Source organism: Streptomyces afghaniensis (genome assembly GCF_044327915.1).
Lineage (GTDB): Bacteria > Actinomycetota > Actinomycetes > Streptomycetales > Streptomycetaceae > Streptomyces > Streptomyces afghaniensis.
Genome location: NZ_JBIRGJ010000001.1, coordinates 816,566 through 837,193 on the forward strand (window position 1 = coordinate 816,566; position 20,628 = coordinate 837,193).

Sequence of the window (20,628 nt, forward strand, 5' to 3'; positions counted from 1 at the left end):
CACCGGGCTCCGAACTCCGCTTAGGCTTCTGCCTCGGTCAACTCACCGTTGACCGGGGGGCAGGGGACGAGGGGGAGACGGACCGATGAACCACGCGACCGAGGTGTTCCGGCCGTTGCAGGCGGACGATCCGCCCATGGTGGCCGGATACCGCCTGGTGGCTCGGCTGGGCGCGGGCGGCATGGGCCGGGTCTATCTGTCGCACACGCAGGGCGGCCGGCCGGTGGCGATCAAGGTGGTGCGCCCGGAGCTGGCCGACGACCCGGCCTTCCGGCGCCGGTTCCGCCGGGAGGTGGAGGCGGCCCGGCGGGTCCGGGGCGCGTACACGGCCGAGCTGATCGACGCCGACGCGGACGGCACACCGCCCTGGGCGGCCACCCTGTACGTGCCCGGCCCGTCCCTGACGGAGGCCGTCGCCCGGCGCGGTCCGCTGCCGGTGCCCGCGGTGCTGTGGCTGATGGCGGGGGTGGCCGAGGCGCTGCAGGCCATCCACGGCGCGGGCATCGTGCACCGGGACCTCAAGCCGTCGAACGTGCTGCTGGCCGCCGACGGGCCGCGGGTGATCGACTTCGGCATCTCGCTGGCCGCCGACTTCACCTCGCACACCGCCACGGGCGCCACCGTCGGAACTCCGCACTTCATGGCTCCCGAGCAGGCGTCCGGGGGCGAGGTCACGGCGGCGACCGACGTCTTCGCGCTGGGCCAGACGGCGGCCTTCGCGGCGCTGGGCCGGCCGCTGTACGGGGAGGGCTCGGCGGTCGGTGTGCTGTACCGGATCGTGCACGACGACCCCGACCTGTCCGTGCTGCCCGAGCAGCTCCGTCCGCTGATCGCCCGGTGCCTGGCCGCCGCCCCGGAGGACCGGGCCGATCTGGCGGAGATCGTCGAGTGGTGCCGGCAGGGGCTGGGCGCGGACGCCGACGCGGGCGCGGGCCCGGCCGTCTGGCGGGACGTCACGGGACCGGAGCTGACGGTCCCCTCCCCGGCGGCCCTGGACGCCACCCGGGTGTCCCCGGCGACCCTCGACCCGACCCGGGTGCACATGCAGCCGCTGGTCGTCACGCAGCCGCAGACCCGACCGCAGGGACCGGAGGAGAGACGGGCGCGCAGACGGCGCACCGCCCTGATCACGACCGGGGCCGTGGCGGCGGGGGCGCTGGTGCTGACCGGCCTGGCCTGGACGGTCGCCGACGCGGGGAACCGATTCCGCGACTGGGTGGCGGGCGGGCCGTCGACGCCCGGCCCGGAGAAGTCCGGAGGGCCGGCCGCGCCGGAGTCGTCGACGGGGGCGCGCTCGGGCTCCGGGTCCGCGTCAGGAGCGGAGGCGGAGGCGGGCGGCGGAACTCCGGAGGCGTCCCGTCCGTCCCCGGCCGCGTCCAAGTCACCGCAGGTCATCACGCAGGCGCCGGCGCTGCTGAACGCGAAGACCTCGCTCAGCTTCGAGAAGCCGCTCTGGCGCGAGGACCGCAAGGGAGACATCCGCCTCAACTGTGAGAACCCGAGCTGCGAGCTGGAGAGCGACACCAGCGTGTTCGTCCAGATGTTCACCGACGAGGCGGTTTCCCTCGACGAGTGCCGGCTCATGCTCGGCGCTGCCGACCGCCGGCGCTGGACGCTGGCCTCGATGGCGGCCGGCAGTCAGATCTGCGTCAAGCACTCCTCCGGGGACATCGCCCTGCTCGTGGTCCAGACGAAGTCGACGGCGCTGCCTGAGCTCGCCTCCCTCATGGTGGACATGACCGTCTGGAAGAAGGCGGCCTAGGGGGTGTCCGCAAAGTCCCGCCTGCCCTGCGGGCGGACGACGGGACTTTGCGGACACCCCCTAGAGCCCGAACAGGCCCGGGTCCGACGCCAGCTTCCTGAAGTGCTCCCGGGGGTCCGGGACCAGCTTGCGGGCCTTCAGGTCCAGCAGGCCGCCGACCGCCGTGATCTCGGCCGCCACCGTGCCGTCCGCCTTGCGGACCGTCTGCTCGATGCGGAAGGTCTTGCCTTCGCCCCAGGCGAAGGCGCAGGTCACCTCGACCTCGTCGCCGGCGAGCAGCTCGCGCTTGTAGCGGATGGTCGTCTCCAGGGCGACCGGGCCCACACCGCTGCCGATGAGGGCGGACTGGCTGATCCCCGCGGCCCGCAGTAACGACCAGCGGGCGTGTTCCGCGTAGTTCAGGTACACGCTCTGGTTGAGGTGACCCTGCACGTCGGTCTCGTAACCGCGGACGGTCACCGGGACGGAAAACGGCTCGCTCATGGGCTTCCCTTCTCACACCGGGCACGCGTGGCGTACGCAACGATCCACTGATCTTGGCATGCTCATCACGCCCGGCGGGGCGAGGCCAGGAGATAGCGGGTCCCCGTGCGCGGCTCGCGGTGCTCGCTCACCTGCCAGCCTGCCCCTTCCAGGGTGGCCGCGCAGGTCCGCAGCGCCTCGCCGTCCGCCTCGTACACGGCGACCGCCTCCGGCTGCGGGGTCTCCCGCACCCGGTAGCCCCCGTCGTCCGGCCCGGCCGGGGGGTGTCCGGCGGCCTCCAGCGCGAGTGCGGCGGCCTGCACGAGATGCGTACGCTCCCAGCCGCACGGCCGCTCCACCGCGCCGTCCGGGTTGGTCATCCGGCGCAGCTCCAGCAGCCCCTGCCAGGCACTGTGCACCTCACGGCGCCGGGCGGGCCCGCTCTTAGGCGCCGCCTCCTCGCCGCCGGCGCGCGCGGCGAACACACCGGCGGTGGCGGGGGCCTCGGCGGCGGGCCCGGGCACCTGTGTGACGCCCTGCCGTACCCGGTGGCCCTCCGGCGTCAGGAAGTGGTCGTGCGGCGGCCGCGGATGCCGGAAGGCGAGCCCCCGCTTCACCAGCGAGGCGAGCTGCGCCTCCGTACCCCGCAGCCGGCCGGTCACCGGGTCGGCGGCATCGATGACCCGCCGCTGCGCGGCGGTCGGCGGTCGGGTCACGGCGCGCTCCTCTCCGGCACGGGACAGCCCCCGGGGCACTCGCCCCACCTGCTGGAAGGCTACGACCCGCCACTGACAATCGCGCCTACTGCCGGTACCCGCCGAGGAACCGCCCGATCCGCCCGATCGCCGCCTCCAGATCGTCGGCGTGGGGGAGAGTCAGGATGCGGAAGTGGTCGGGGGCGGGCCAGTTGAAGCCGGTGCCCTGGACCACCTGGATCTTCTCCCGCAGCAGCAGGTCCAGGACGAACTTCTCGTCGTCGTGGATCTTGTGCACCTTGGGGTCGAGGCGCGGGAACGCGTACAACGCCCCCTTCGGCTTCACACACGTCACGCCGGGGATCTCGTTCAGCTTCTCCCAGGCCACGTCGCGCTGTTCGCGCAGGCGGCCACCCGGCAGCGTGAGGTCGCGGATGGACTGCCGGCCGCCGAGCGCGGCCTGGATGGCGTACTGGGCGGGCGCGTTGGCGCACAGCCGCATGGAGGCCAGCATCGTGAGGCCCTCCAGGTAGTCCTTGGCATGCTGCCTCGGCCCCGTCACCACCAGCCAGCCGGAGCGGAAGCCCGCCACGCGGTAGGTCTTCGACAGGCCGCAGAACGTGAGCACCACCAGGTCGGGAGCGAGCGCGGCGGCCGAGTGGTGCACGGCGTCGTCGTAGAGGATCTGGTCGTAGATCTCGTCGGCGAACACCATCAGACCGTGCCGCCGGGCGAGGTCGAGGATGCCCTCGACGATCTCCTTCGGGTAGACCGCGCCGGTGGGGTTGTTGGGGTTGATGATGACCACGGCCTTCGTACGGTCCGTGATCTTCGATGCCATGTCGTCCAGGTCCGGGTACCAGTCGGCCTGCTCGTCGCAGAGGTAGTGGACCGCCTTGCCGCCCGCGAGGGTCGTCACCGCCGTCCAGAGGGGGAAGTCGGGGGCCGGGATGAGGATCTCGTCGCCGTCCTCCAGCAGCGCCTGGACCGCCATCGACACCAGTTCGGACACGCCGTTGCCGAGGAAGACGTCGTCGACGCCGACCTCCAGGCCCAGTGTCTGGTACCGCTGGGCGACCGCGCGGCGGGCGGAGAGGACACCGCGCGAGTCGGTGTAGCCGTGCGCCTGCGGCAGCATCCGGATCATGTCCTGGAGGATCTCCTCCGGCGCCTCGAACCCGAAGAGCGCGGGGTTGCCGGTGTTCAGGCGCAGCACACTGTGCCCCGCCTCCTCCAGCGCGTTGGCGTGCTCTATCACCGGGCCGCGGATCTCGTAACAGACCTCGCTCAGCTTGCTCGACTGCCGGAACTCCATGCGCTGCTTCCCCTCGCCGACTGTGTTGCTTGGTTTTACCAAGTAGCCGCTTGGAAAGTCCAACAACTTGTCTAGACTGCGTCGCATGCCACCTCGCCGAAGCTACGACCAGTACTGTTCCGCCGCCCGCGCCCTCGACGTCGTCGGCGACCGCTGGACCCTCCTCGTCGTCCGGGAGCTCCTCGCCGGTCCCCGCCGCTACACCGACCTGCACGCGGACCTGCCCGGCGTCAGCACGGACGTACTCGCCTCGCGGCTGAGGGACATGGAGCGCGACGGCCTCGCGACCCGCCGCCGGCTGCCCCCGCCCGGCGCGGCGTACGTGTACGAACTCACCTCCCGGGGACGTGAGTTGCTGCCCGTGCTCCAGGCGCTGGGGGAGTGGGGCCAGGCGGAACTCGGGGAACGGCGGCCGACGGACGCGGTACGGGCGCACTGGTTCGCCCTGCCCCTGCTGCGCCTGCTCGACGGGGAGGGGCTCGTCGAAGTCCGCCTGGAGGAGGGGCAGTTCCATCTGCGCGCCGGTGCCGAGGAGGGGCCCGTGTACGGCGACGGGCCCGCTCCCGGGGAGCCGGACGCCCGGCTGGTCCTGGACACCGGCACGTGTACGGCGCTCAGCCGGGGCGAGCTGAGCCTGGCCCGGGCCGTGCGGGAGGGCCGGGTCGAGGTGAGCGGCGAGGGCACGCTCGCCAAGGCGCTCCGCGAGGCGTGAAAGAAGGCCCGTGCGATGCGGGCCTTCTGATTCTTCGTCAGGCGTCCGGGGCCCCGTGTCGGACCTCCGGCCTGATTCTTTGTCAGGCCCCCGGCGGCACCCGTGACGGCCGTCCCGAACCGCGCGTCAGCGCGTACCCGGCGACACCCGCCAGCGCGGCCAGCACGCCGCCCACCCCCGTCCACACCCACCGGTCCGACCACCAGCCGGACGCCCAGCCGTCCTGGGGCTGGAGCCCGGCCAGTACCGCGGCGTTCTCCTGCTGGTCCTCGGACCTCGTCGCGATGCCCGGCACCAGCGGCTCGGCCAGTGAGCCGTCCACCGCCGCCCCGCCGCCGATGTCCCTGGAGTCGGCGCGGACCTCGGCGTCGACCGGGAAGCCCAGGTCGGAGGCCGGGACGCCGGTCGCCGTCACGCGGATGTAGTAGGTGCCGGGCAGCGGGTCGTTCGCCCACGGCTCCGACCAGGCGCGGACCGTGCGCAGCACGCAGGCCAGCTCCACGGAGGGCGTGTCCGCCGCCGCGGTGCGGGTCTGCGCCCCGTACTGGCAGGCCTGACGGCGGCGCAGGCCGTCGTAGACGTCGATCTGCCAGGTCTGCGCGGCGTGGGTGTCCGGCAGCTTCACCGTAGCCCTGACCGTGGGGCGCTGTCCGGTGTCGGCGGGGAACGACCAGTACAGGTAGTCGCCCGTGGAGCCGCTCGCCGTGGCCCGCTGCCCCTGCTCGATCTCCGTGGCCGTACGGAAGGACGTGCCCGCCTGCCTGGGCGCCGCCCCGCCGTCCCGCGACGCACTCGGCCACGGGTCGGCCGCCGCCGGCGCGGCCGCCAGTCCGAGGGTGAGCAGCGCGGCGCTCAACGCGCGTACCGTTCGCATCAGTTGGTCCTCCAGACCGCGACCCGCCAGCGCGACAGCCAGCCCCGGACGAGACCGGCGAGGAAGCCGGTGAGAATCAGCGCGCCGAGCAGCCACCAGCCGCGGCCCAGGCCGAAGGAGGCCACGTCACCCGCCTGACTCGGGCCGTCCACGACGTCGACCGTCAGCTCCAGCGGCAGCCCGGGCGTGCTCTTCACCCCGGAGGTCGGCGAGAAGGAGTGGGTGACCGCCAGGCACACGGTCTCCGCGGCCGGCTTGTCACCGTCGGCGTCGTCACGCTCGGGCTCGGGGTACCTCAGCCCCGTCGAGATCACATCCGTACGGCCGTTGCCCGCCGCCTCACCGCGCACGATCTCCCGGCCGTGCGTCGTGACCGCCCGCAGCAGCACCCCGTAGCCGGGGTTCACGGCACGGTCGGCCGCCACGCTCACGGAGGCCCGCAGCTCCTGGCCCGGCAGCACGTCCACCCGGTACCAGCGCTGCTGCCCGAACTCCTCCCGGTCCGTGAACAGCCCCGACTTCAGCGCCGGTGCCTCGGCGCACTCGGCGGCGCCCTCGACCGGCACCGGCGTCACCACCGGATCGGCCGCCCGGTCCACCAACTGGTTGACCCGGTCGGTCAGTTCGTCCTGGTGCTCCACCGAGGTGTACGTGCCGCCGGTGGCCTCGGCGATGCAGCTCAGCTGCCTGCTCAGCTCGGCGGTCGGCACCAGGCCCAGCGTGTCGATGGTCAGGCCGATGCCCTTGGCGGCGATCTCGCGGGCCACCTCGCACGGGTCGAGCGGGGCGCAGGTGTCCTCGCCGTCGCTGATCAGCACGATGCGCTTGGAGCCGTCGCCGCCGTCCAGGTCGTCGGCCGCCTTCAGCAGGGCCGGGCCGATCGGCGTCCAGCCGGTCGGGCTGAGCGTGGCGACGGCCGTCTTGGCCTCCGTGCGGTCCAGCGGGCCGACCGGGTAGAGCTGCGCGGTGTCCTTGCAGCCCGTCTTGCGGTCGTCGCCCGGGTAGTTCGCGCCGAGGGTGCGGATGCCGAGCTCGACCTCCTCGGGCGTCGCGTCGAGCACCTCGTTGAACGCCTGCTTCGCGGCGGCCATCCGCGACTGCCCGTCGATGTCACGGGCCCGCATCGAGCCGCTCACATCGAGGACGAGGTCGACCTTGGGGGCGTCCTGGCCGGTGGGTTCACCGGCGGCCGCTCCGGCCGGGAAGGCGAACCCGGCCGTCAACGCGGCGACCAGGGCACAGACGCCCGCCGCCAGCCGTTTTCTTGTGATCATCGGCGGATCTTATTGATCAGGGATGCCGTGCTCCAAAACCTGGCTCAGGCAAGGGGATTGGGCAGATCCGCCCACTGGTCGCCGGGCGCCTGCGGCGAGAGCCGCATCAGCGTCAGGGCCTTCGTCGGCAGCGGCTGCGCGCACAGCGCCGCGAGGTCCGGGGTGCGGGGCAGCTCCCGTACGGCCGTCGCCAGGGCCTGCGTGAGCGCCGCCCCCGACCCCGCCGTGCCGGCCAGCGCGCCCGCCACCAGGGAGCCGAACAGCTTGCGCCGCAGCGTGCGTTCGTCGTCCGTGACCATGCGGGCGGGCAGGTCCGGCACCGCGATGCCGTGCCGGGCGAGACGGGCCGGGCTGACGCGGATGTCGGCCAGGTCGCGGTAGACCAGCCGCAGCGGATCGCCCGCCGGCGACAGGATCACCAGCAGGTTCTGGCCGTGCGCCTCCAGGGCCACGCCCAGCTCCAGCAGCCGCAGACCGACGGTCAGGGCGAGGCGCGCGAAACCGGCCAGCCAGGCGGGGGAGCGGGGGAGCTCGGTGGTGGCGAGTGCCGCCACCGGCAGGACCCGCTCGCCGGCCGTCGCGTACGTCTGCGGGGGCTCGCGCAGGACGGCCGCGAAGTCGGGGGAGCCGGCCGCCGCCGCGCCCAGGGTCCGGGTCATGTGCAGCAGGCCGTCGGTGTGCGCCGCCGGCGTCTCGGCGAAGTCCGACAGCGCCGCGGACGCGGCGACCGAGGGCAGCGAGATGTCCCGCACCGAGGACGTCAGCCGGGCACTGAGCGAGGTCTTGACGTGCGGCCCGCCGGGCAGCGCGAGCGTCCGCAGCGCCATCAGGGGATGCCCGGCGCGCCGCTCCTCGCATGCCCGCTTCAGCACGTGCGCCGCCTGCCACGGGTGCACCGGCAGCACCACCCGCTCCCCGTCCCGCAGCTCCCGCGGCCAGGCCCCCGTCACCAGGCACTCCTCCGCCGCCACCGGCACCAGCCCCAGCTCCACCAGCGGCCGGTGCTCGGGCGCGTAGGCGAGCTGCTCCGCCACCGAGAAACCGGGCCGGGACCGGCACGTGGGATGGAACGGATGCCCGTCGACGATCCGCTGCTCCCACTCCCAGTCGCTCTGCGGCCACCCGTGCGTGGCCCGTCCCTCCTGTCCCGCTCTCGACAGCGCCAGCGAGGCGACGCTGTGCCCGAGTTCGGCGGCGAAGGACGCGGAGTGCGGTACGGCGAGGTCGGTCACCAGCCGGGCCGGATCGTCGTACTCCGCCTCGTCGAGCCGTACGACGGTGACGTACGCGCCGGTCGCGTACGGATCCGGCCGCGGGCCGTGCAGCCGCCGACCGTCGGACAGGTGCAGGGTCAGCCCGCCGCGGCCCTGCTCGCGGCGGGTGACCCAGGGCAGCGGATCGTGAGCGAGACCGCGCCACAGACGGGACAGCACGGCCGCCCGGGCACCGGGCAGTTCGGCCTCGTACCGCGGCAGGAGACCGGGCCGCACGACGGCCAGTTCCTCGGCGACCTCGGCCTCGGCGGTGGGGGAACGGTGCACGGGCGGGCTCCTCGGGTACGAATAGGGCGTCACGGCGGGATGACGACGGCACGCATACTGATCATCTCCGCCCGGAAGGCCGGAAATCCTTCAAGGACCGCAGGGAACGAGTGGAACGCGTGGACCTCATGCCCCCGCCCGACGGCGACGACTCCGCCCACGGTGACTGTGCCCATGGTGACTCCGCACACGGTGTCTCCGCCCAGGACGACCCGGTCACCGGCGGCCTCGCCGAACGGGCCGACGCGTACGCCGCCGTGCCGCTGCTGAACTGCCTGCTGCGGGAGGTGGCGGAGCCCGTCGAGCCGGGCGTGTACCGGCTGCTGACCAGCGGCCGTCTGCTGCGGGTGCGGGGCCGCCGCCGGCCCACCGGACCCGAGGTGCGCGCGGACGGCGCCTGGCACCCGCTCACGCACGCCGAGCTGGTCAAGCTCACCGCCGAGGAACTCCGCCGCCGGACCGGCCTGTCCAACTCCGAACTGCCCGCCGAGATGATCGACAGCCGGGACGCCGTGGCCGCGCTGCTGGCCGCCCGCGCCCGGGCGACCCCGCCCGACGACCCCTATCGGCGCTCCGAGCAGTGCCTCCTCACCGGCCACACCCACCACCCGGCCCCCAAGGCGCGCGGCGGCGGCCCCACCGCCGGCTGGCTGCCGTACGCGCCCGAGGCGTACGCCCGTTTCCCGCTGACCCTGCTCGGGCTGCGCGCGGACACCGTCGTCGAGGAGGGCGACACCTCGGCCCTCGACGCCCTCGGCACGGCCCCGCCCGGCTACCGGCTGCTGCCCGCCCACCCCTGGCAGCTCGACCTGGCCGTGCCCGAGCTCGCCGATGCCTTCGCGGACGGCAGACTCGTCCGGCTCGGCACGACCGCCCCCGACACCTGGCCGACCGCCGCGATCCGCACCCTCTACGCGCCCGGGCACGACCTCTTCCTGAAGTTCAGCCTGGACGTGCGCATCACCAATGACATCCGCCGGCTGTGGCGTCACGACCTGCTCGCCCTGCGCCGGACCGACGCGGCCGTGCGCGCCGCCCTCGACACGTTCGAAGGCCCCCCGGCCTGGCTGAGCGACCGCGGGTACCGCACCGCGGACTTCGCCTTCGAGGCCCTGGCCGTCCTCGTCCGGGACGGCTTCGGCGGCCGTCTGCTGCCCGGCGCGACCCCGCTGCTCGCCGCCGGTCTCGTCGAGGGCTTCGACGGCAGCCCGCTCGACCGGGCCGCCGACCCCGGGGCCTGGTGGGCGGCGTACCTGGCGCGGGTGGTGCCCCCGGCCCTGGCGGCCTTCGCCCGGCACGGTGTCGTCATCGAGGCGCACCTCCAGAACACCCTGGTCGCCGTGGACGCAGGCGGCATGCCCGTGCAGGCGCTGTACCGGGACGCCGAGGGCGTGAAACTGCTGCCGGACGTGGAGCGGGAAGCCGGCTGGGAGCGGCTCGTGTACTGCCTGGTCGTCAACCACCTCAGCGAGATCGCCGGCGCCCTCGTGGAACGCCACCCCGGCTTCGACCCCTGGCCCGCCGCCCGCCGCGAACTCGCCCGCCACGACGTCCCCGAGATCCCCGCCCTGCTCGCCTCGCCCACCCTCCCCGCCAAGACCAACCTGCTGCTCCGCTGGACGGGCGCGGACGGCGCGGACGCGCGCTACCTGCCGCTGCCCAACCCGCTGCGCGGCGCCTGAGCGCCCTTCACCCGTCCGGACCCTCCGGCAGGGCACCGGGGCGGGGCCGCGGTCAGGGTGAGGGTGGCTGTCCGCGCCGTGTCCCCCCTGCGAGGAGAGGTATGACCGAGACCGACAGGGCCACCGCCCTCGCCGCCGAGCACTCGGAGCACAGCGACCCGGATCCCGCCAAGGCCGATCTGCGCAGGGTGGGCGCGCACCCGGACCACTGGTATCCGGTCGCCCTGTCCCGGCGGGTGCGCGCCGAGCGGGTGCTGGCGGTCACGTTCGCGGGGGAGCGCATCGCCCTGTTCCGGGGCAGGAGCGGCGACGTGCACGCGCTGGAGGACCGATGCGCCCACCGGCAGGTGCCGTTGAGCATGGGAGTCGTGGAGGGCGAGACGCTCCGCTGCCGCTACCACGCCTGGGCCTATCGCGGCGACGGCCGCATCTCGCAGATCCCCTACCTGGCCAAGGGCGACCGCCGGCCGCCCCGCGGCGTGCGCGCCTACCCCGTACGCGAGGCGTACGGCCTGGTCTTCGTCTTCCCGGGCGACCCGCAGCGAGCGGCGGCCACGCCGCTGCCGCACCTGCCCGCCTTCGGCTCACCGCGGTACCGGACCATGACGTACTCCCGGACCGTGCGCTGCCACTACTCGTTCATGCACGAGAACCTCCTCGACATGAACCACCAGTTCCTCCACCGGGGCGTCGTCGGCAGGCTCCACCCCGAACTGCTGGGATACGAGGCCGACGAGCGGTCCGTGGAGGCCAGGTACCTGTTCACCCACACCGGGGGAAAGCGCAACCGCAGCGCCGGACTGCTGGCCGCCGAGGGCGTCGGGGGCGGAACCGCCGACGTCATGACCATCCGCACCGACTACCCCTACCAGACGCTCGACCTGGTCCCGGAGAACGCCGAACGCCCGGCCTTCCGCCTCTGGGCCGCCTACGTGCCCGAGGACGCCGAGCAGCGCAGGTGCCGCGCCTTCGGCCTGCTCATGATCGAGAAGCCCGGGATCCCCGGCCTCCTCCAGGTGGCCTGGCCGTTCATCAGGCGCTTCACCGAGCGGGTGTTCGCCGAGGACCGCATGGCCGTCGAAGCCGAGCAGCGGGCCTGGGACGAGCAGGGCGAGGACCGCAACCACGAGGTCTTCCCGCTGATCCTCGACGTCCGCGAGGTGCTGCGCGCGAACGGCGTCCCCATCCGGGCCCGGGCCGCCTCATGCGGCAGCGCGTCACCGTGCGACGGTGCGCGGCTCCCCGACGGCGTCCGGGGTCAGGAGTGACCTGACGCCGGTGCCGTCGGCTCCGGCTCCGGGACGGGCAGGGCTTCGTCGTCCATGTCACCGCGCAGGGCGGCGATGACGAAGGCCGTCATGGAGGCCAGGCCGAGCAGCGCGAACGGCCCCCAGATCGCCGGGAGCGCCCAGAACGGCCAGCCGTTGGCATCCTGCGCCCACAGGGTGAAGAGGGCCACGACGGCCAGGCAGACGCCGTGCCACCGCACCACGACCGCCGCCTTCGCGTGCCGCCGGTCACCCCGCGCGACCAGCGGCCACACCCCGCCGACGAGGGCGGGCAGGCCGAACGAGAAACAGGCGAGCGCGCCGCCGAGCCGGTCCTCGGGCCAGCCCACGGGCCCGTCCGACGTCTGCTGCCGCCGCCCGTCGGCGTCCCGTACCTCGACGACCTGCCCGTGCCAGATCAGGCCGACGACCTTCTCGCCCGGCGCCAGCTCCGACACCACCGGATCGGTCTGCCGGAACGTCACGTCCCAGGGCTCGCCGGAGGGCAGCAGCAGTTCCGCCTCCGGCGGGCCGTTGCGCTTCCCACGGTTCAAGTCGGCCTTGCGGACGGTGAACTCCTGCTCCCACCGGCACCCCGACGCCTTCACGGGGGCGGAGGCGCAGGCCGGCGCGGCACGGAACTCCCGCTCCCGGTCCAGCGCACCACGGACCTCCAGAGCCATGGCCACTCCGGCGACGAGCGTCGCGAGCCCCGTCAGCAGCCACATCACGCTCCGCGGCGCCTGCCGTCTCCCCGACCCCATGCTGCCTCCCCACCCCTCACAGGATCCCGCCCGCACGGTATCCGACCCACACACCGCGATCCGGTCCGACGGCCCCATGGAATGATGATCGGCGGCAAGGCGAGGACGGAACGACGAGGAAGCCGGTGTGAGCGACGATCCCCTGGACGCGGCGGCGACCGGTCCGGCACCCTGCCGCATCGTCGTGTGCCGGGACTGCTGTTGCGGCAGCGGCAAGGTGACCGGTGTCGATCACGCGGCCCAGACCGAGCGGCTGCGCGCGGCGGGGCCGGTGCGGATCTCCGCGTGTCTCGACGTCTGCGACCAGGCCAACGTCATCGTCGTCCAGCCGTCCGCCGAGGGCCGGGCCGCCGGCGCCCGACCGGTGTGGCTCGGACTGGTCAACGACCCGGCCGCGACCGAGGACGTCGTCTCCTGGGTCCGCGAGGGCGGCCCGGGCGTCGCCCCGCGGCCCGAGATCCTCGACCTGTACGTGTTCAGCCCCCTCGTGCGGCGGCGCCCGGACCGGTCATGACGGAGCGGGGCAGGGACCAGGGACCGGGTGGGACGGTGTACCCGAGCACAGGTGCGCTGGTCAGCGCCCAGTAGAGTGCGCCTCTGTTGTCCCCGAGCCCCGAGGTACCGCGCAGTGACCCCCGCACCCTCCGCACCGACCGCCGCCGTGACCGTCGTCGGGCTCGGGGCCGACGGCTGGGCGGGACTGCCCGACGCCTCCCGCACCGCACTGCGCGAGGCCGACGTCCTGATCGGCGGACCGCGCCAGCTGGATCTGCTGCCCCCGGAGTGCGCCGGGCAGCGCGTCGCCTGGCCCTCGCCGCTGCGCCCGGCCGTCCCCGGCCTGCTCGCCGCGCACGCCGGCCGCAGGATCGCCGTACTGGCCAGCGGGGACCCCATGTTCTACGGCATCGGCCGCGCCCTCGCCGAGGAGACCGGCGCCCTGCGCGTCCTGCCGCACCCCTCCTCCGTCTCCTACGCCGCCGCCCGGCTCGGCTGGCCGCTGGAGGACGTGGAGGTCGTCACGCTCGTCGGCCGGCCCGCCGCTCGCCTGGCCGCCGCCCTGCACCACGGCCGGCGACTCCTCGTCCTCAGCGCGGACGCCACCACCCCGGGCGAGGTCGCCGCCCTGCTGCGGGACCGGGACTTCGGGCCCAGCCGGATGCGCGTCCTCGAACAGCTCGGCGGCGACCGGGAACGCGTGACCGCCGAGTCCACCGCCGACGACTGGCCCGCGTCGCAGCCGCCCGGCGATCCGCTCAACATCGTGGCCGTGGAGTGCCGCAGCGCCCCCGGCGCCCTGCGGCTGGGCGCCGTACCCGGGCTCCCGGACGAGGCCTACGAGCACGACGGGCAGCTCACCAAGCGGCACATCCGCGCCGCCACACTCGGCGTGCTCGCCCCCGCCCCCGGCGAACTGCTGTGGGACATCGGCGGCGGCTCCGGCTCGATCGCCGTCGAGTGGATGCGCACCCACCCCTCGTGCCGCGCGGTCACCGTGGAGCGGGACCCGGCGCGCGCCGAACGGATCCGCCGCAACGCCGACCGGCTCGGCGTGCCCGGACTGCGGGTCGTCACCGGGGCCGCGCCCGCCGTCCTCGCCGAACTCCCGCCCCCCGACGCCGTGTTCGTCGGTGGCGGGCTCACCGCGCCCGGCCTCCTCGACGCCTGCTGGGAGGCGCTGCCAGGCGGCGGCCGGCTGGTCGCCAACACCGTGACGCTGGAGTCCGAGGCGCTGCTCGCCGATGCCCACCGGCGCCGCGGCGGCGAACTGGTGCGGCTCGCGGTGGCACACGCCGTGCCGGTGGGAGGCTTCACCGGGTGGCGGCAGGCGATGCCCGTGACCCAGTGGGCCGTACGGAAAACGCCCGACACCTCTTCAGGAGCAGACAGATGACCGTGTACTTCATCGGTGCCGGCCCCGGCGCCGCCGACCTGATCACGGTGCGCGGTGCCCGCACGCTCGCCGCCTGCCGGGTCTGTCTGTACGCGGGCAGCCTGGTCCCGCGCGAACTGCTCGCCGAATGCCCGCCGGACGCCCGGCTGGTGGACACCGCGCAGCTCGACCTGGACCAGATCACCGCCGAGCTGCTGCGCGCCCACGAGGAGGGGCACGACGTGGCCCGGCTGCACTCCGGGGACCCCGCCGTGTTCAGCGCGGTCGCCGAGCAGATGCGGCGGCTGGACGCGGCCGGGGTGCCGTACGAGGTCGTCCCGGGCGTCCCCGCCTTCGCCGCCGCGGCCGCTGCCCTGAAGCGGGAGCTGACCGTACCGACCGTCGGGCAGACCGTGATCCTCACCCGCGTCGCCAACCGGGCCACCGCCATGCCCGAGGGCGAGGACCTGGCGACCCTCGGCCGCAGCGGCGCGCTGATCGTGCTGCACCTGGCGGCCAGGTACGTGGACCGCGTGGTCGCCGAACTCCTCCCGCACTACGGCGCCGACTGCCCGGCCGCGGTCGTCGCCCACGCCTCCCGCCCGGACGAGCTGATCATCCGCGGCACCCTCGACGAGATCGCGGGGAAGACGAAGGAGGCAGGTGTGCTGCGCACGGCCGTGATCATGGTGGGGCGCACGCTCGGGGCGGAACAGTTCCGGGACAGCCACCTGTACTCGCCGGAGCGGGAACGCCACGTGTGCTGACAGCGGTGAACGTGTACGGCCCCCGCCGTCAGGCCGGCGCGCTGCGCCCCACCACCGCCCCCGCCCGGTCGATGCAGATCACGTCGACCACGACCGGCGCCCCGCGCAGCACGGCCAGGGCCTGGTCGCGGGCGGTCGTGGCGACCAGGTCGCCGAGCGGCACCCCGGCGGCCAGGCACGACTGGAGCGCGGCGAGCCCGGTGTTGGCGTCCGCCACCTGTGCGGCCAGCGCCTCGTCCGCGCCGCCGCGCCGGGCCAGCTCGGCCAGGAAGCCCTTGTCGACCTGGGAACGGGCCGAGTGCAGGTCGAGATGCCCGGCGGCGAGCTTGGAGAGCTTGGCGAAGCCGCCGCAGACCGTCAGGCGGTCCACGGGGTGGCGGCGGATGTACTTCAGCACGGCGCCCGCGAAGTCGCCCATGTCGAGCAGGGCGTCCTCGGGCAGCCCGTACTCGGCCACGACCGTCTTCTCCGACGTCGACCCGGTGCAGCCGGCGACATGCGTACGCCCCGCCGCCCGCGCGACGTCCACGCCCCGCCGGATGGAGTCGATCCACGCCGAGCAGGAGTACGGGACGACGATGCCGGTCGTGCCGAGTACGGAGAGGCCGCCCAGGATGCCCAGCCGGGGGTTCCAGGTCGAGCGGGCGATCTCCTCGCCGTCGTCGACGGAGACGGTGATCTCGACGTCGCCCGGGGCGCCGTGCCGGGCGGCGACCTCGGCGACGTGGTCGCGCATCATCTGCCGGGGGACCGGGTTGACGGCCGGTTCGCCGACCGGCAGGGGCAGGCCGGGCCGGGTGATCGTGCCGACCCCCGGGCCCGCCCGGAACACCACCCCGGACCCGGCGGGCAGCAGCCGTACCGTGACCCGGACCAGCGCGCCGTGCGTGACGTCCGGGTCGTCACCGGCGTCCTTCACGACCCCCGCCATCGCGTGCCCGTCGCCCAGTTCCTCGACGGCCAGCGCGAACGACGGCGTCTGCCCCTTCGGCAGAGTGATCGTCACGGGGTCGGGAAACTCGCCGGTCAGCAGGGCGGTGTACGCCGCCGTCGTGGCCGCCGTCGCACAGGCGCCGGTGGTCCAGCCGGGCCGCAGGCCCGTGTGCTCCAGCTGGGCCCTGCGGCCGCCCTTCACTTCGCTGCTCATGAACGGACCTGGACTTCCATGCGCGTACTGATTCTCGGCGGCACCACGGAAGCCCGCCGTCTTGCCGAACTGCTCCACGACACGCCCGGCCTGGCCCTGACCAGCTCCCTCGCCGGGCGGGTGGCCAGCCCCCGCCTGCCTCCGGGCGAGGTCCGGATCGGCGGCTTCGGCGGGGTGGAGGGGCTGACCGCGTGGCTGCGCGAGCACCGGGTGGACGTGCTCATCGACGCCACCCACCCTTTCGCCGGGACGATCAGTTTCCACGCGGCACGGGCCGCCGCCACCGCCCATGTTCCCCTGCTCGCCCTGCGGCGCCCCGGCTGGGTCCCCGTCGCGGGTGACGACTGGCACGACGCCGGCTCCCTGGAGGAGGCCGCGCGGCTCCTGCCCGCGCTCGGCCGGCGCGTGTTCCTCACAACCGGGCGCATGGGCCTGGCCGCGTTCGCCGCGCTGGACGACCTGTGGTTCCTCGTACGGTCCGTGGACGCGCCCGAGGCTCCGCACCCGGCCCGCATGGAGGTGCTGCTCGACCGCGGCCCGTTCACGCTCGACGGCGAGCGCGAACTGCTGCGCCGGCACCGTATCGAGGTCGTGGTGACCAAGGACAGCGGGGGAGCGGCCACCGCTCCGAAGCTGACGGCGGCCCGGGAGGCCGGACTGCCGGTCGTCGTGATCCGCCGGCCCCCGGTCCCCGAGGGCGTCCCGGTCGTGCCCGGGCCGCAGGAAGCGGCCCGGTGGGTCGGGGAGTGGCTGCGGGCGGTCGGCTGAGAACCGGCCCGGCCAGGAGGCGGCAGGCCCGGCCGGTACCTGGCCGGGCCCGTTCTCCGAGGCGAGGGTGAGCCCGCCGTCGCTCTTTCTCACGCCTCCGGATAGCGGCGCGGAGTCCACACGATCTCCTCGCCGTCCTCGCGCCGGACGGCCCGGGTCTGGGAGGAGCCGACCAGCAGGATCGTGCGCATGTCGACCTCGGCCGGGTCCAGATCGGCCAGCCGTACGATCCGTACGCGTTCGCCGGTGCCGCCCACGTCCCGTGCCACCACGACCGGGGTGTCCGGCGCCCGGTGCTCCAGCAGCAGCTCGCGGGCCTTGCCCACCTGCCAGGTGCGGCTGCGCGAGCCGGGGTTGTACAGGGCCAGCACCAGGTCCGCCGAGGCCGCCGCGTGCAGCCGCCCGGCGATGACCTCCCAGGGCTTGAGCCGGTCGGAGAGCGAGATGGTGGCGTAGTCGTGGCCGAGCGGGGCGCCCGCCCGGGCCGCTGCCGCGTTGGCGGCGGTCACGCCCGGCAGCACCCGCACCGGGACGTCCGCGTACTCATCCTGGGACGCGGCCTCCAGGACGGCCGTCGCCATGGCGAAGACGCCCGGGTCGCCGCCGGACACGACCGCGACCCGCCGCCCGCGCCGGGCCAGGTCGAGGGCGAACTCGGCGCGCTCCGACTCGACCCGGTTGTCCGAGCCGTGCCGGACCTGCCCGGGGCGCCGCGGCACCCGGTCGAGGTAGGTCGTGTAGCCGACCAGGTCGTCGGCGGCGGCCAGCGCACCCCGGGTCTCGGGCGTCAGCCACAGCGGCCCGGCCGGCCCGGTCCCGACCACGACGACCTCGCCCCGCTCCCGGGCCTGCGGCCGCTCGGTGTCCACCTGGCTCGGCAGCACCGCCACCGAGAAGTACGGCACCGACTCCGCGTCCACGTCGGCCAGTTCGGCGAGCCGCTCCCCGGCCATCGTGGCCCGCTCGACGTACCGGGCGTCGCCCAGCCGTCCCGAACCCTCCAGCGCGCTGCGGACCTTGGTGAAGGTCCGCCCCAGCTTCATCACCACGGCCGCGTCGGTCGAGGCGAGCCGCGCGGTCAGCTCCTCCTCGGGCAGGGTGCCCGGCAGGATGGTCAGCACCTCCTCGCCTTCCGCGAGCGGGGTGCCCAGCCGGGCGGCAGCGGCGGACACGGACGTGACGCCGGGGATCACCTCGGTGTCGTAGCGGTCGGCGAGCCGCTTGTGCATGTGCATGTAGGAGCCGTAGAAGAGCGGATCGCCCTCGGCGAGGACCGCGACCGTCCGCCCGGCGTCCAGGTGCGCGGCGAGCCGGGCCGACGCCTCGGCGTAGAACTCCTCCATCGCGCCCTGGTAGCCGCCGGGATGGTCGGTGGTCTCGGTGGTGACCGGGTAGACCAGCCGCTCCTCGATGTGGTCGGCGCGGATGTGCTTCGCCGCGATCGAGCGGGCGATGGAACGGCCGTGCCGGGCACTGTGGTACGCGATCACGTCCGCCTCGGCGATGACCTCCACGGCCCGTACGGTCATGAGGGACGGGTCACCGGGGCCGAGCCCGACCCCGTACAGCCGCCCCGCTGTGGACTGGTTGCCGCTCACTCTTCCTCACTCGCGATCGCGTTGAGCGCGGCGGCGGCGATGGCGCTGCCCCCGCGACGGCCGCGCACGACCAGGTGCTCGAGACCGGACGGATGCGCGGCCAGGGCGTCCTTGGACTCGGCGGCCCCGACGAAGCCGACGGGCACGCCGATCACGGCGGCCGGGCGCGGAGCCCCCTCCTCGATCATCTCCAGCAGCCGGAACAGCGCGGTGGGCGCGTTGCCGACGGCGACCACCGAGCCCTCCAGCCGGTCCCGCCACAGCTCCATCGCGGCGGCGCTGCGCGTGGTGCCGAGCTTCGCGGCCAGCTCCGGCACGGACGGGTCGGAGAGCGTGCAGAGCACGTCGTTGCCGGCGGGCAGCCGCTTGCGCGTCACCCCGCTGGCGACCATCTGCACGTCGGTGAAGACGGGCGCCCCGGCGCGCAGGGCGGCACGGGCCCGGGCCACCACGGCCGGCGTGTAGGCCAGGTCCCGTACGAGGTCGACCATCCCGCAGGCGTGGATCATCCGGACCGCGACCTGGCTGACGTCGGCGGGCAGGGCCGCGAGGTCCGCCTCCGCGCGGATGGTGGCGAAGGACTGGCGGTAGATGGCCGCGCCGTCCTTCTCGTAGTCGTACGTGGTCACGGTGGTCTTCTCGCTGCTCTCGGTCGTCGTAGGGGTCATGAGGTGATCGCCGCCAGGGCGGCGGCGAGTCGGGCGGGGTCGTTGATCGTGGTGGTCCGGGGTTCCTCGCCGCGTACGGCGGTGGAGAGCCGGTAGCCGCCTCCCGGTTCGGCGACCACGTCCACGCGGTCGCCCCGGGGGTGCCCGCAGCGGCGTTCGCAGCCGGACCAGTACAGGGGCAGGCCGTGCGGGGCGATCGCGCCGAGGGTTTCGGCCGCGTCGGTCCGTACGTCCGCCTGCGACTTGGCGCATCCGGGCCTGCCGATGCAGGCGCCGACGCGCAGCCAGGGGGAGCGGGGGTCGGTGACGAGGCCGGTGGCGGCCAGGCGGGCCAGGGACTCGTCGGCGTGAATCCCCGGTGTGGGAAGAACCACACCGCGCCACGGCGTCAGGCGCAGCTCGCCGACGGCGACATGCGTCAGTTCCCGCCACTGGCGCGCCGAGAGCCGTCCCAGGGGTACGTGGACGGAGAGGCCGTCACCGACCACCCCCGGGGGCGGTCCGTCCGTGCGGCCGGTCTCCCGGCCCCGCCGCTCGTGGCGGATGCCCCCGGCCGTCAGACGCCGGCCGACCGCATCGAGCAACTCGCCCTCAGGGAGGGCCAGTTCATCCACGCGCCAGACCTGCGCCCCGCTCGCCCGGGCCGCCTCCAGGAAGGTCTCCGCGGCCAGCAGCGCGGCCCGCGCCGCCTCCTCGGCGGTGACGTGCAGCGCATCGCCGTCCGCTCCGAGGCAGAGTTGCGCACCGCCGTCCGCCGTCGCCCGCAGCGTCACATCGGCACCGAGGCCGGCCACATCGCCGCGTCCGTCGTCGAGCGCGAACAGGAAACGCCCCGACAGGGCCTGCGCCGCCTCGCTCGCGCACAGCGCCGCGTCGAGGGCCGTCAGCCAGGGCCGTACGTCCCGCACGCCCCGCCCGTCGAGTCCGGACAGCGGCGAGGCCACGATGTTGCGCACCCGCTCGTGCCCGCGCGAGGGCAGCAGTCCGGCCGCGTCCAGCAGCCCGGCCAACTCCCCGCCGCAGCCGTCGTCCAGGCCCCGCAGCTGCACGTTGCCGCGCGAGGTCAGATGCAGGTCTCCGTCGCCCAGCCGCTCCGCCGCGTCGGCGAGCGCCGCCGCCTGCCGCACGGTCAGGACCCCGCCGGGGACCCGGACACGGGCCAGTGCGCCGTCGTCCGCCGCGTGCAGCCGCAGCGTCCCCGGGCAGGCGTCACCGCGGTCCCGGGAGACCGCTGTGGCCTGGGGCGATGAACGGAGGGCAGGCGTGGGCATGGCGGCGAGCATACCTACCATCACACCCGGTGTACGCCCCGCCCTTTTCCCCTGCCCCTTACTATGCTCCTCGGTGGATCATCCGGTCCGCCGACGCCACGACGGCGACAGGGGAGGAAGCCCGGTGCGAGTCCGGCGCGGTCCCGCCACTGTGAGCCCGGCCCACACGGGCCGGGCGAGCCAGGAACTC

19 protein-coding genes and 1 riboswitch are annotated in these 20,628 nt (G+C 74.5%); of the genes, 8 read left to right on the forward strand and 11 right to left on the reverse strand.

Annotated features, from left to right (window positions below; translation table 11 throughout):
* The first annotated feature begins 85 nt into the window (after positions 1-85).
* The gene (locus tag ACH4G3_RS03325; RefSeq protein ID WP_397622843.1) at positions 86-1,762 is read left to right on the forward strand and encodes a serine/threonine-protein kinase; all 1,677 of its coding nucleotides are present in this window, start codon (positions 86-88) and stop codon (positions 1,760-1,762) included.
* A 60-nt stretch (positions 1,763-1,822) separates the two neighbouring features.
* Here ACH4G3_RS03325 and ACH4G3_RS03330 read toward each other — a convergent pair whose 3' ends face one another.
* The 3 genes from ACH4G3_RS03330 to ACH4G3_RS03340 all read right to left on the reverse strand — a co-directional run bounded on the left by ACH4G3_RS03330 (position 1,823) and on the right by ACH4G3_RS03340 (position 4,234).
* On the reverse strand, positions 1,823-2,245 hold the full coding sequence (locus ACH4G3_RS03330; RefSeq protein WP_397622844.1) for an acyl-CoA thioesterase: 423 nt from the start codon (positions 2,243-2,245) through the stop codon (positions 1,823-1,825).
* Between the two features lie 65 nt (positions 2,246-2,310).
* Positions 2,311-2,940 (reverse strand): hypothetical protein, encoded by a 630-nt coding sequence (locus ACH4G3_RS03335; RefSeq protein ID WP_397622845.1) that lies wholly within the window; start codon positions 2,938-2,940, stop codon positions 2,311-2,313.
* An 85-nt stretch (positions 2,941-3,025) separates the two neighbouring features.
* Positions 3,026-4,234: a pyridoxal phosphate-dependent aminotransferase gene (locus tag ACH4G3_RS03340; RefSeq protein WP_397622846.1), complete on the reverse strand. Its 1,209-nt coding sequence runs from the start codon at positions 4,232-4,234 to the stop codon at positions 3,026-3,028.
* 85 nt (positions 4,235-4,319) lie between these two features.
* On the opposite strand from ACH4G3_RS03340, the gene ACH4G3_RS03345 reads away from it, so the two are divergent.
* A complete protein-coding gene (locus tag ACH4G3_RS03345) occupies positions 4,320-4,946 on the forward strand; it encodes a winged helix-turn-helix transcriptional regulator (protein WP_397622847.1) in 627 nt (208 codons plus the stop codon).
* An 82-nt stretch (positions 4,947-5,028) separates the two neighbouring features.
* Here the strand turns inward: ACH4G3_RS03345 and ACH4G3_RS03350 are convergent, their stop codons facing one another.
* Genes ACH4G3_RS03350 through ACH4G3_RS03360 form a run of 3 tightly spaced genes read right to left on the reverse strand, consistent with a single transcriptional unit; the run spans position 5,029 to position 8,635 of the window.
* The gene (locus ACH4G3_RS03350; RefSeq protein ID WP_397622848.1) at positions 5,029-5,820 is read right to left on the reverse strand and encodes a hypothetical protein; all 792 of its coding nucleotides are present in this window, start codon (positions 5,818-5,820) and stop codon (positions 5,029-5,031) included.
* Entirely contained in the window at positions 5,820-7,094 is a 1,275-nt protein-coding gene (locus tag ACH4G3_RS03355; RefSeq protein ID WP_397622849.1) for a VWA domain-containing protein, read from the reverse strand. The genes ACH4G3_RS03350 and ACH4G3_RS03355 overlap by 1 nt, the downstream gene beginning before the upstream one ends.
* 44 nt (positions 7,095-7,138) lie before the next feature.
* Positions 7,139-8,635 carry an IucA/IucC family protein gene (locus tag ACH4G3_RS03360; protein WP_397622850.1) on the reverse strand — a complete coding sequence of 499 codons (1,497 nt, stop codon included), beginning with the start codon at positions 8,633-8,635 and terminating at the stop codon, positions 7,139-7,141.
* Positions 8,636-8,745: 110 nt separating this feature from the next.
* On the opposite strand from ACH4G3_RS03360, the gene ACH4G3_RS03365 reads away from it, so the two are divergent.
* Positions 8,746-10,317, forward strand: a complete 1,572-nt coding sequence (locus ACH4G3_RS03365) for an IucA/IucC family protein (RefSeq protein WP_397622851.1) — start codon at positions 8,746-8,748, stop codon at positions 10,315-10,317.
* A 101-nt stretch (positions 10,318-10,418) separates the two neighbouring features.
* On the forward strand, positions 10,419-11,585 hold the full coding sequence (locus ACH4G3_RS03370) for a Rieske 2Fe-2S domain-containing protein (protein ID WP_397622852.1): 1,167 nt from the start codon (positions 10,419-10,421) through the stop codon (positions 11,583-11,585).
* Here ACH4G3_RS03370 and ACH4G3_RS03375 read toward each other — a convergent pair.
* Entirely contained in the window at positions 11,576-12,349 is a 774-nt protein-coding gene (locus ACH4G3_RS03375) for a hypothetical protein (RefSeq protein WP_397622853.1), read from the reverse strand. The two genes, ACH4G3_RS03370 and ACH4G3_RS03375, sit on opposite strands and share 10 nt — an antisense overlap.
* 127 nt (positions 12,350-12,476) lie before the next feature.
* On the opposite strand from ACH4G3_RS03375, the gene ACH4G3_RS03380 reads away from it, so the two are divergent.
* The 3 genes from ACH4G3_RS03380 to cobM all read left to right on the forward strand — a co-directional run bounded on the left by ACH4G3_RS03380 (position 12,477) and on the right by cobM (position 14,986).
* Positions 12,477-12,863, forward strand: coding sequence for a (2Fe-2S) ferredoxin domain-containing protein (locus tag ACH4G3_RS03380; RefSeq protein ID WP_397622854.1), 387 nt, complete (start codon positions 12,477-12,479; stop codon positions 12,861-12,863).
* A gap of 114 nt (positions 12,864-12,977) precedes the next feature.
* Entirely contained in the window at positions 12,978-14,240 is a 1,263-nt protein-coding gene (cbiE, locus tag ACH4G3_RS03385; protein WP_397622855.1) for a precorrin-6y C5,15-methyltransferase (decarboxylating) subunit CbiE, read from the forward strand.
* Positions 14,237-14,986: a precorrin-4 C(11)-methyltransferase gene (cobM, locus tag ACH4G3_RS03390; protein ID WP_397622856.1), complete on the forward strand. Its 750-nt coding sequence runs from the start codon at positions 14,237-14,239 to the stop codon at positions 14,984-14,986. Before cbiE ends, cobM begins: the two co-directional genes overlap by 4 nt.
* Before the next feature lie 28 nt (positions 14,987-15,014).
* On the opposite strand, the gene ACH4G3_RS03395 is transcribed toward cobM, so the two are convergent.
* Complete coding sequence (locus ACH4G3_RS03395) at positions 15,015-16,133, reverse strand: cobalt-precorrin-5B (C(1))-methyltransferase (RefSeq protein WP_397622857.1); 1,119 nt, start codon at positions 16,131-16,133, stop codon at positions 15,015-15,017.
* Positions 16,134-16,151: 18 nt separating this feature from the next.
* Between ACH4G3_RS03395 and ACH4G3_RS03400 the strand changes: the two genes are divergently transcribed.
* A complete protein-coding gene (locus ACH4G3_RS03400; RefSeq protein WP_397622858.1) occupies positions 16,152-16,901 on the forward strand; it encodes a cobalt-precorrin-6A reductase in 750 nt (249 codons plus the stop codon).
* 89 nt (positions 16,902-16,990) lie between these two features.
* Here the strand turns inward: ACH4G3_RS03400 and ACH4G3_RS03405 are convergent, their stop codons facing one another.
* From ACH4G3_RS03405 to cobG, 3 genes are read right to left on the reverse strand one after another with little or no spacing between them, the layout of a single operon-like run.
* Positions 16,991-18,499, reverse strand: a complete 1,509-nt coding sequence (locus ACH4G3_RS03405; protein WP_397622859.1) for a precorrin-2 C(20)-methyltransferase — start codon at positions 18,497-18,499, stop codon at positions 16,991-16,993.
* Positions 18,496-19,167 (reverse strand): precorrin-8X methylmutase, encoded by a 672-nt coding sequence (locus ACH4G3_RS03410; RefSeq protein WP_397622860.1) that lies wholly within the window; start codon positions 19,165-19,167, stop codon positions 18,496-18,498. Before ACH4G3_RS03410 ends, ACH4G3_RS03405 begins: the two co-directional genes overlap by 4 nt.
* A complete protein-coding gene (cobG, locus tag ACH4G3_RS03415) occupies positions 19,164-20,450 on the reverse strand; it encodes a precorrin-3B synthase (protein ID WP_397622861.1) in 1,287 nt (428 codons plus the stop codon). The genes ACH4G3_RS03410 and cobG overlap by 4 nt, the downstream gene beginning before the upstream one ends.
* Positions 20,451-20,551: 101 nt before the next feature.
* Positions 20,552-20,628: riboswitch (cobalamin riboswitch) on the forward strand.

Bases quoted from the DNA above. Each gene is read 5' to 3' on its own strand.
- ACH4G3_RS03325 (WP_397622843.1), top strand. From the start codon at position 86: ATGAACCACGCGACCGAGGTGTTCCGGCCGTTGCAGGCGGACGATCCG.
- ACH4G3_RS03330 (WP_397622844.1), bottom strand. From the start codon at position 2,245: ATGAGCGAGCCGTTTTCCGTCCCGGTGACCGTCCGCGGTTACGAGACC.
- ACH4G3_RS03340 (WP_397622846.1), bottom strand. From the start codon at position 4,234: ATGGAGTTCCGGCAGTCGAGCAAGCTGAGCGAGGTCTGTTACGAGATC.
- ACH4G3_RS03345 (WP_397622847.1), top strand. From the start codon at position 4,320: ATGCCACCTCGCCGAAGCTACGACCAGTACTGTTCCGCCGCCCGCGCC.
- ACH4G3_RS03350 (WP_397622848.1), bottom strand. From the start codon at position 5,820: ATGCGAACGGTACGCGCGTTGAGCGCCGCGCTGCTCACCCTCGGACTG.
- ACH4G3_RS03355 (WP_397622849.1), bottom strand. From the start codon at position 7,094: ATGATCACAAGAAAACGGCTGGCGGCGGGCGTCTGTGCCCTGGTCGCC.
- ACH4G3_RS03370 (WP_397622852.1), top strand. From the start codon at position 10,419: ATGACCGAGACCGACAGGGCCACCGCCCTCGCCGCCGAGCACTCGGAG.
- ACH4G3_RS03375 (WP_397622853.1), bottom strand. From the start codon at position 12,349: ATGGGGTCGGGGAGACGGCAGGCGCCGCGGAGCGTGATGTGGCTGCTG.
- cobM (WP_397622856.1), top strand. From the start codon at position 14,237: ATGACCGTGTACTTCATCGGTGCCGGCCCCGGCGCCGCCGACCTGATC.
- ACH4G3_RS03395 (WP_397622857.1), bottom strand. From the start codon at position 16,133: ATGAGCAGCGAAGTGAAGGGCGGCCGCAGGGCCCAGCTGGAGCACACG.
- ACH4G3_RS03400 (WP_397622858.1), top strand. From the start codon at position 16,152: ATGCGCGTACTGATTCTCGGCGGCACCACGGAAGCCCGCCGTCTTGCC.
- ACH4G3_RS03410 (WP_397622860.1), bottom strand. From the start codon at position 19,167: ATGACCCCTACGACGACCGAGAGCAGCGAGAAGACCACCGTGACCACG.
- cobG (WP_397622861.1), bottom strand. From the start codon at position 20,450: ATGCTCGCCGCCATGCCCACGCCTGCCCTCCGTTCATCGCCCCAGGCC.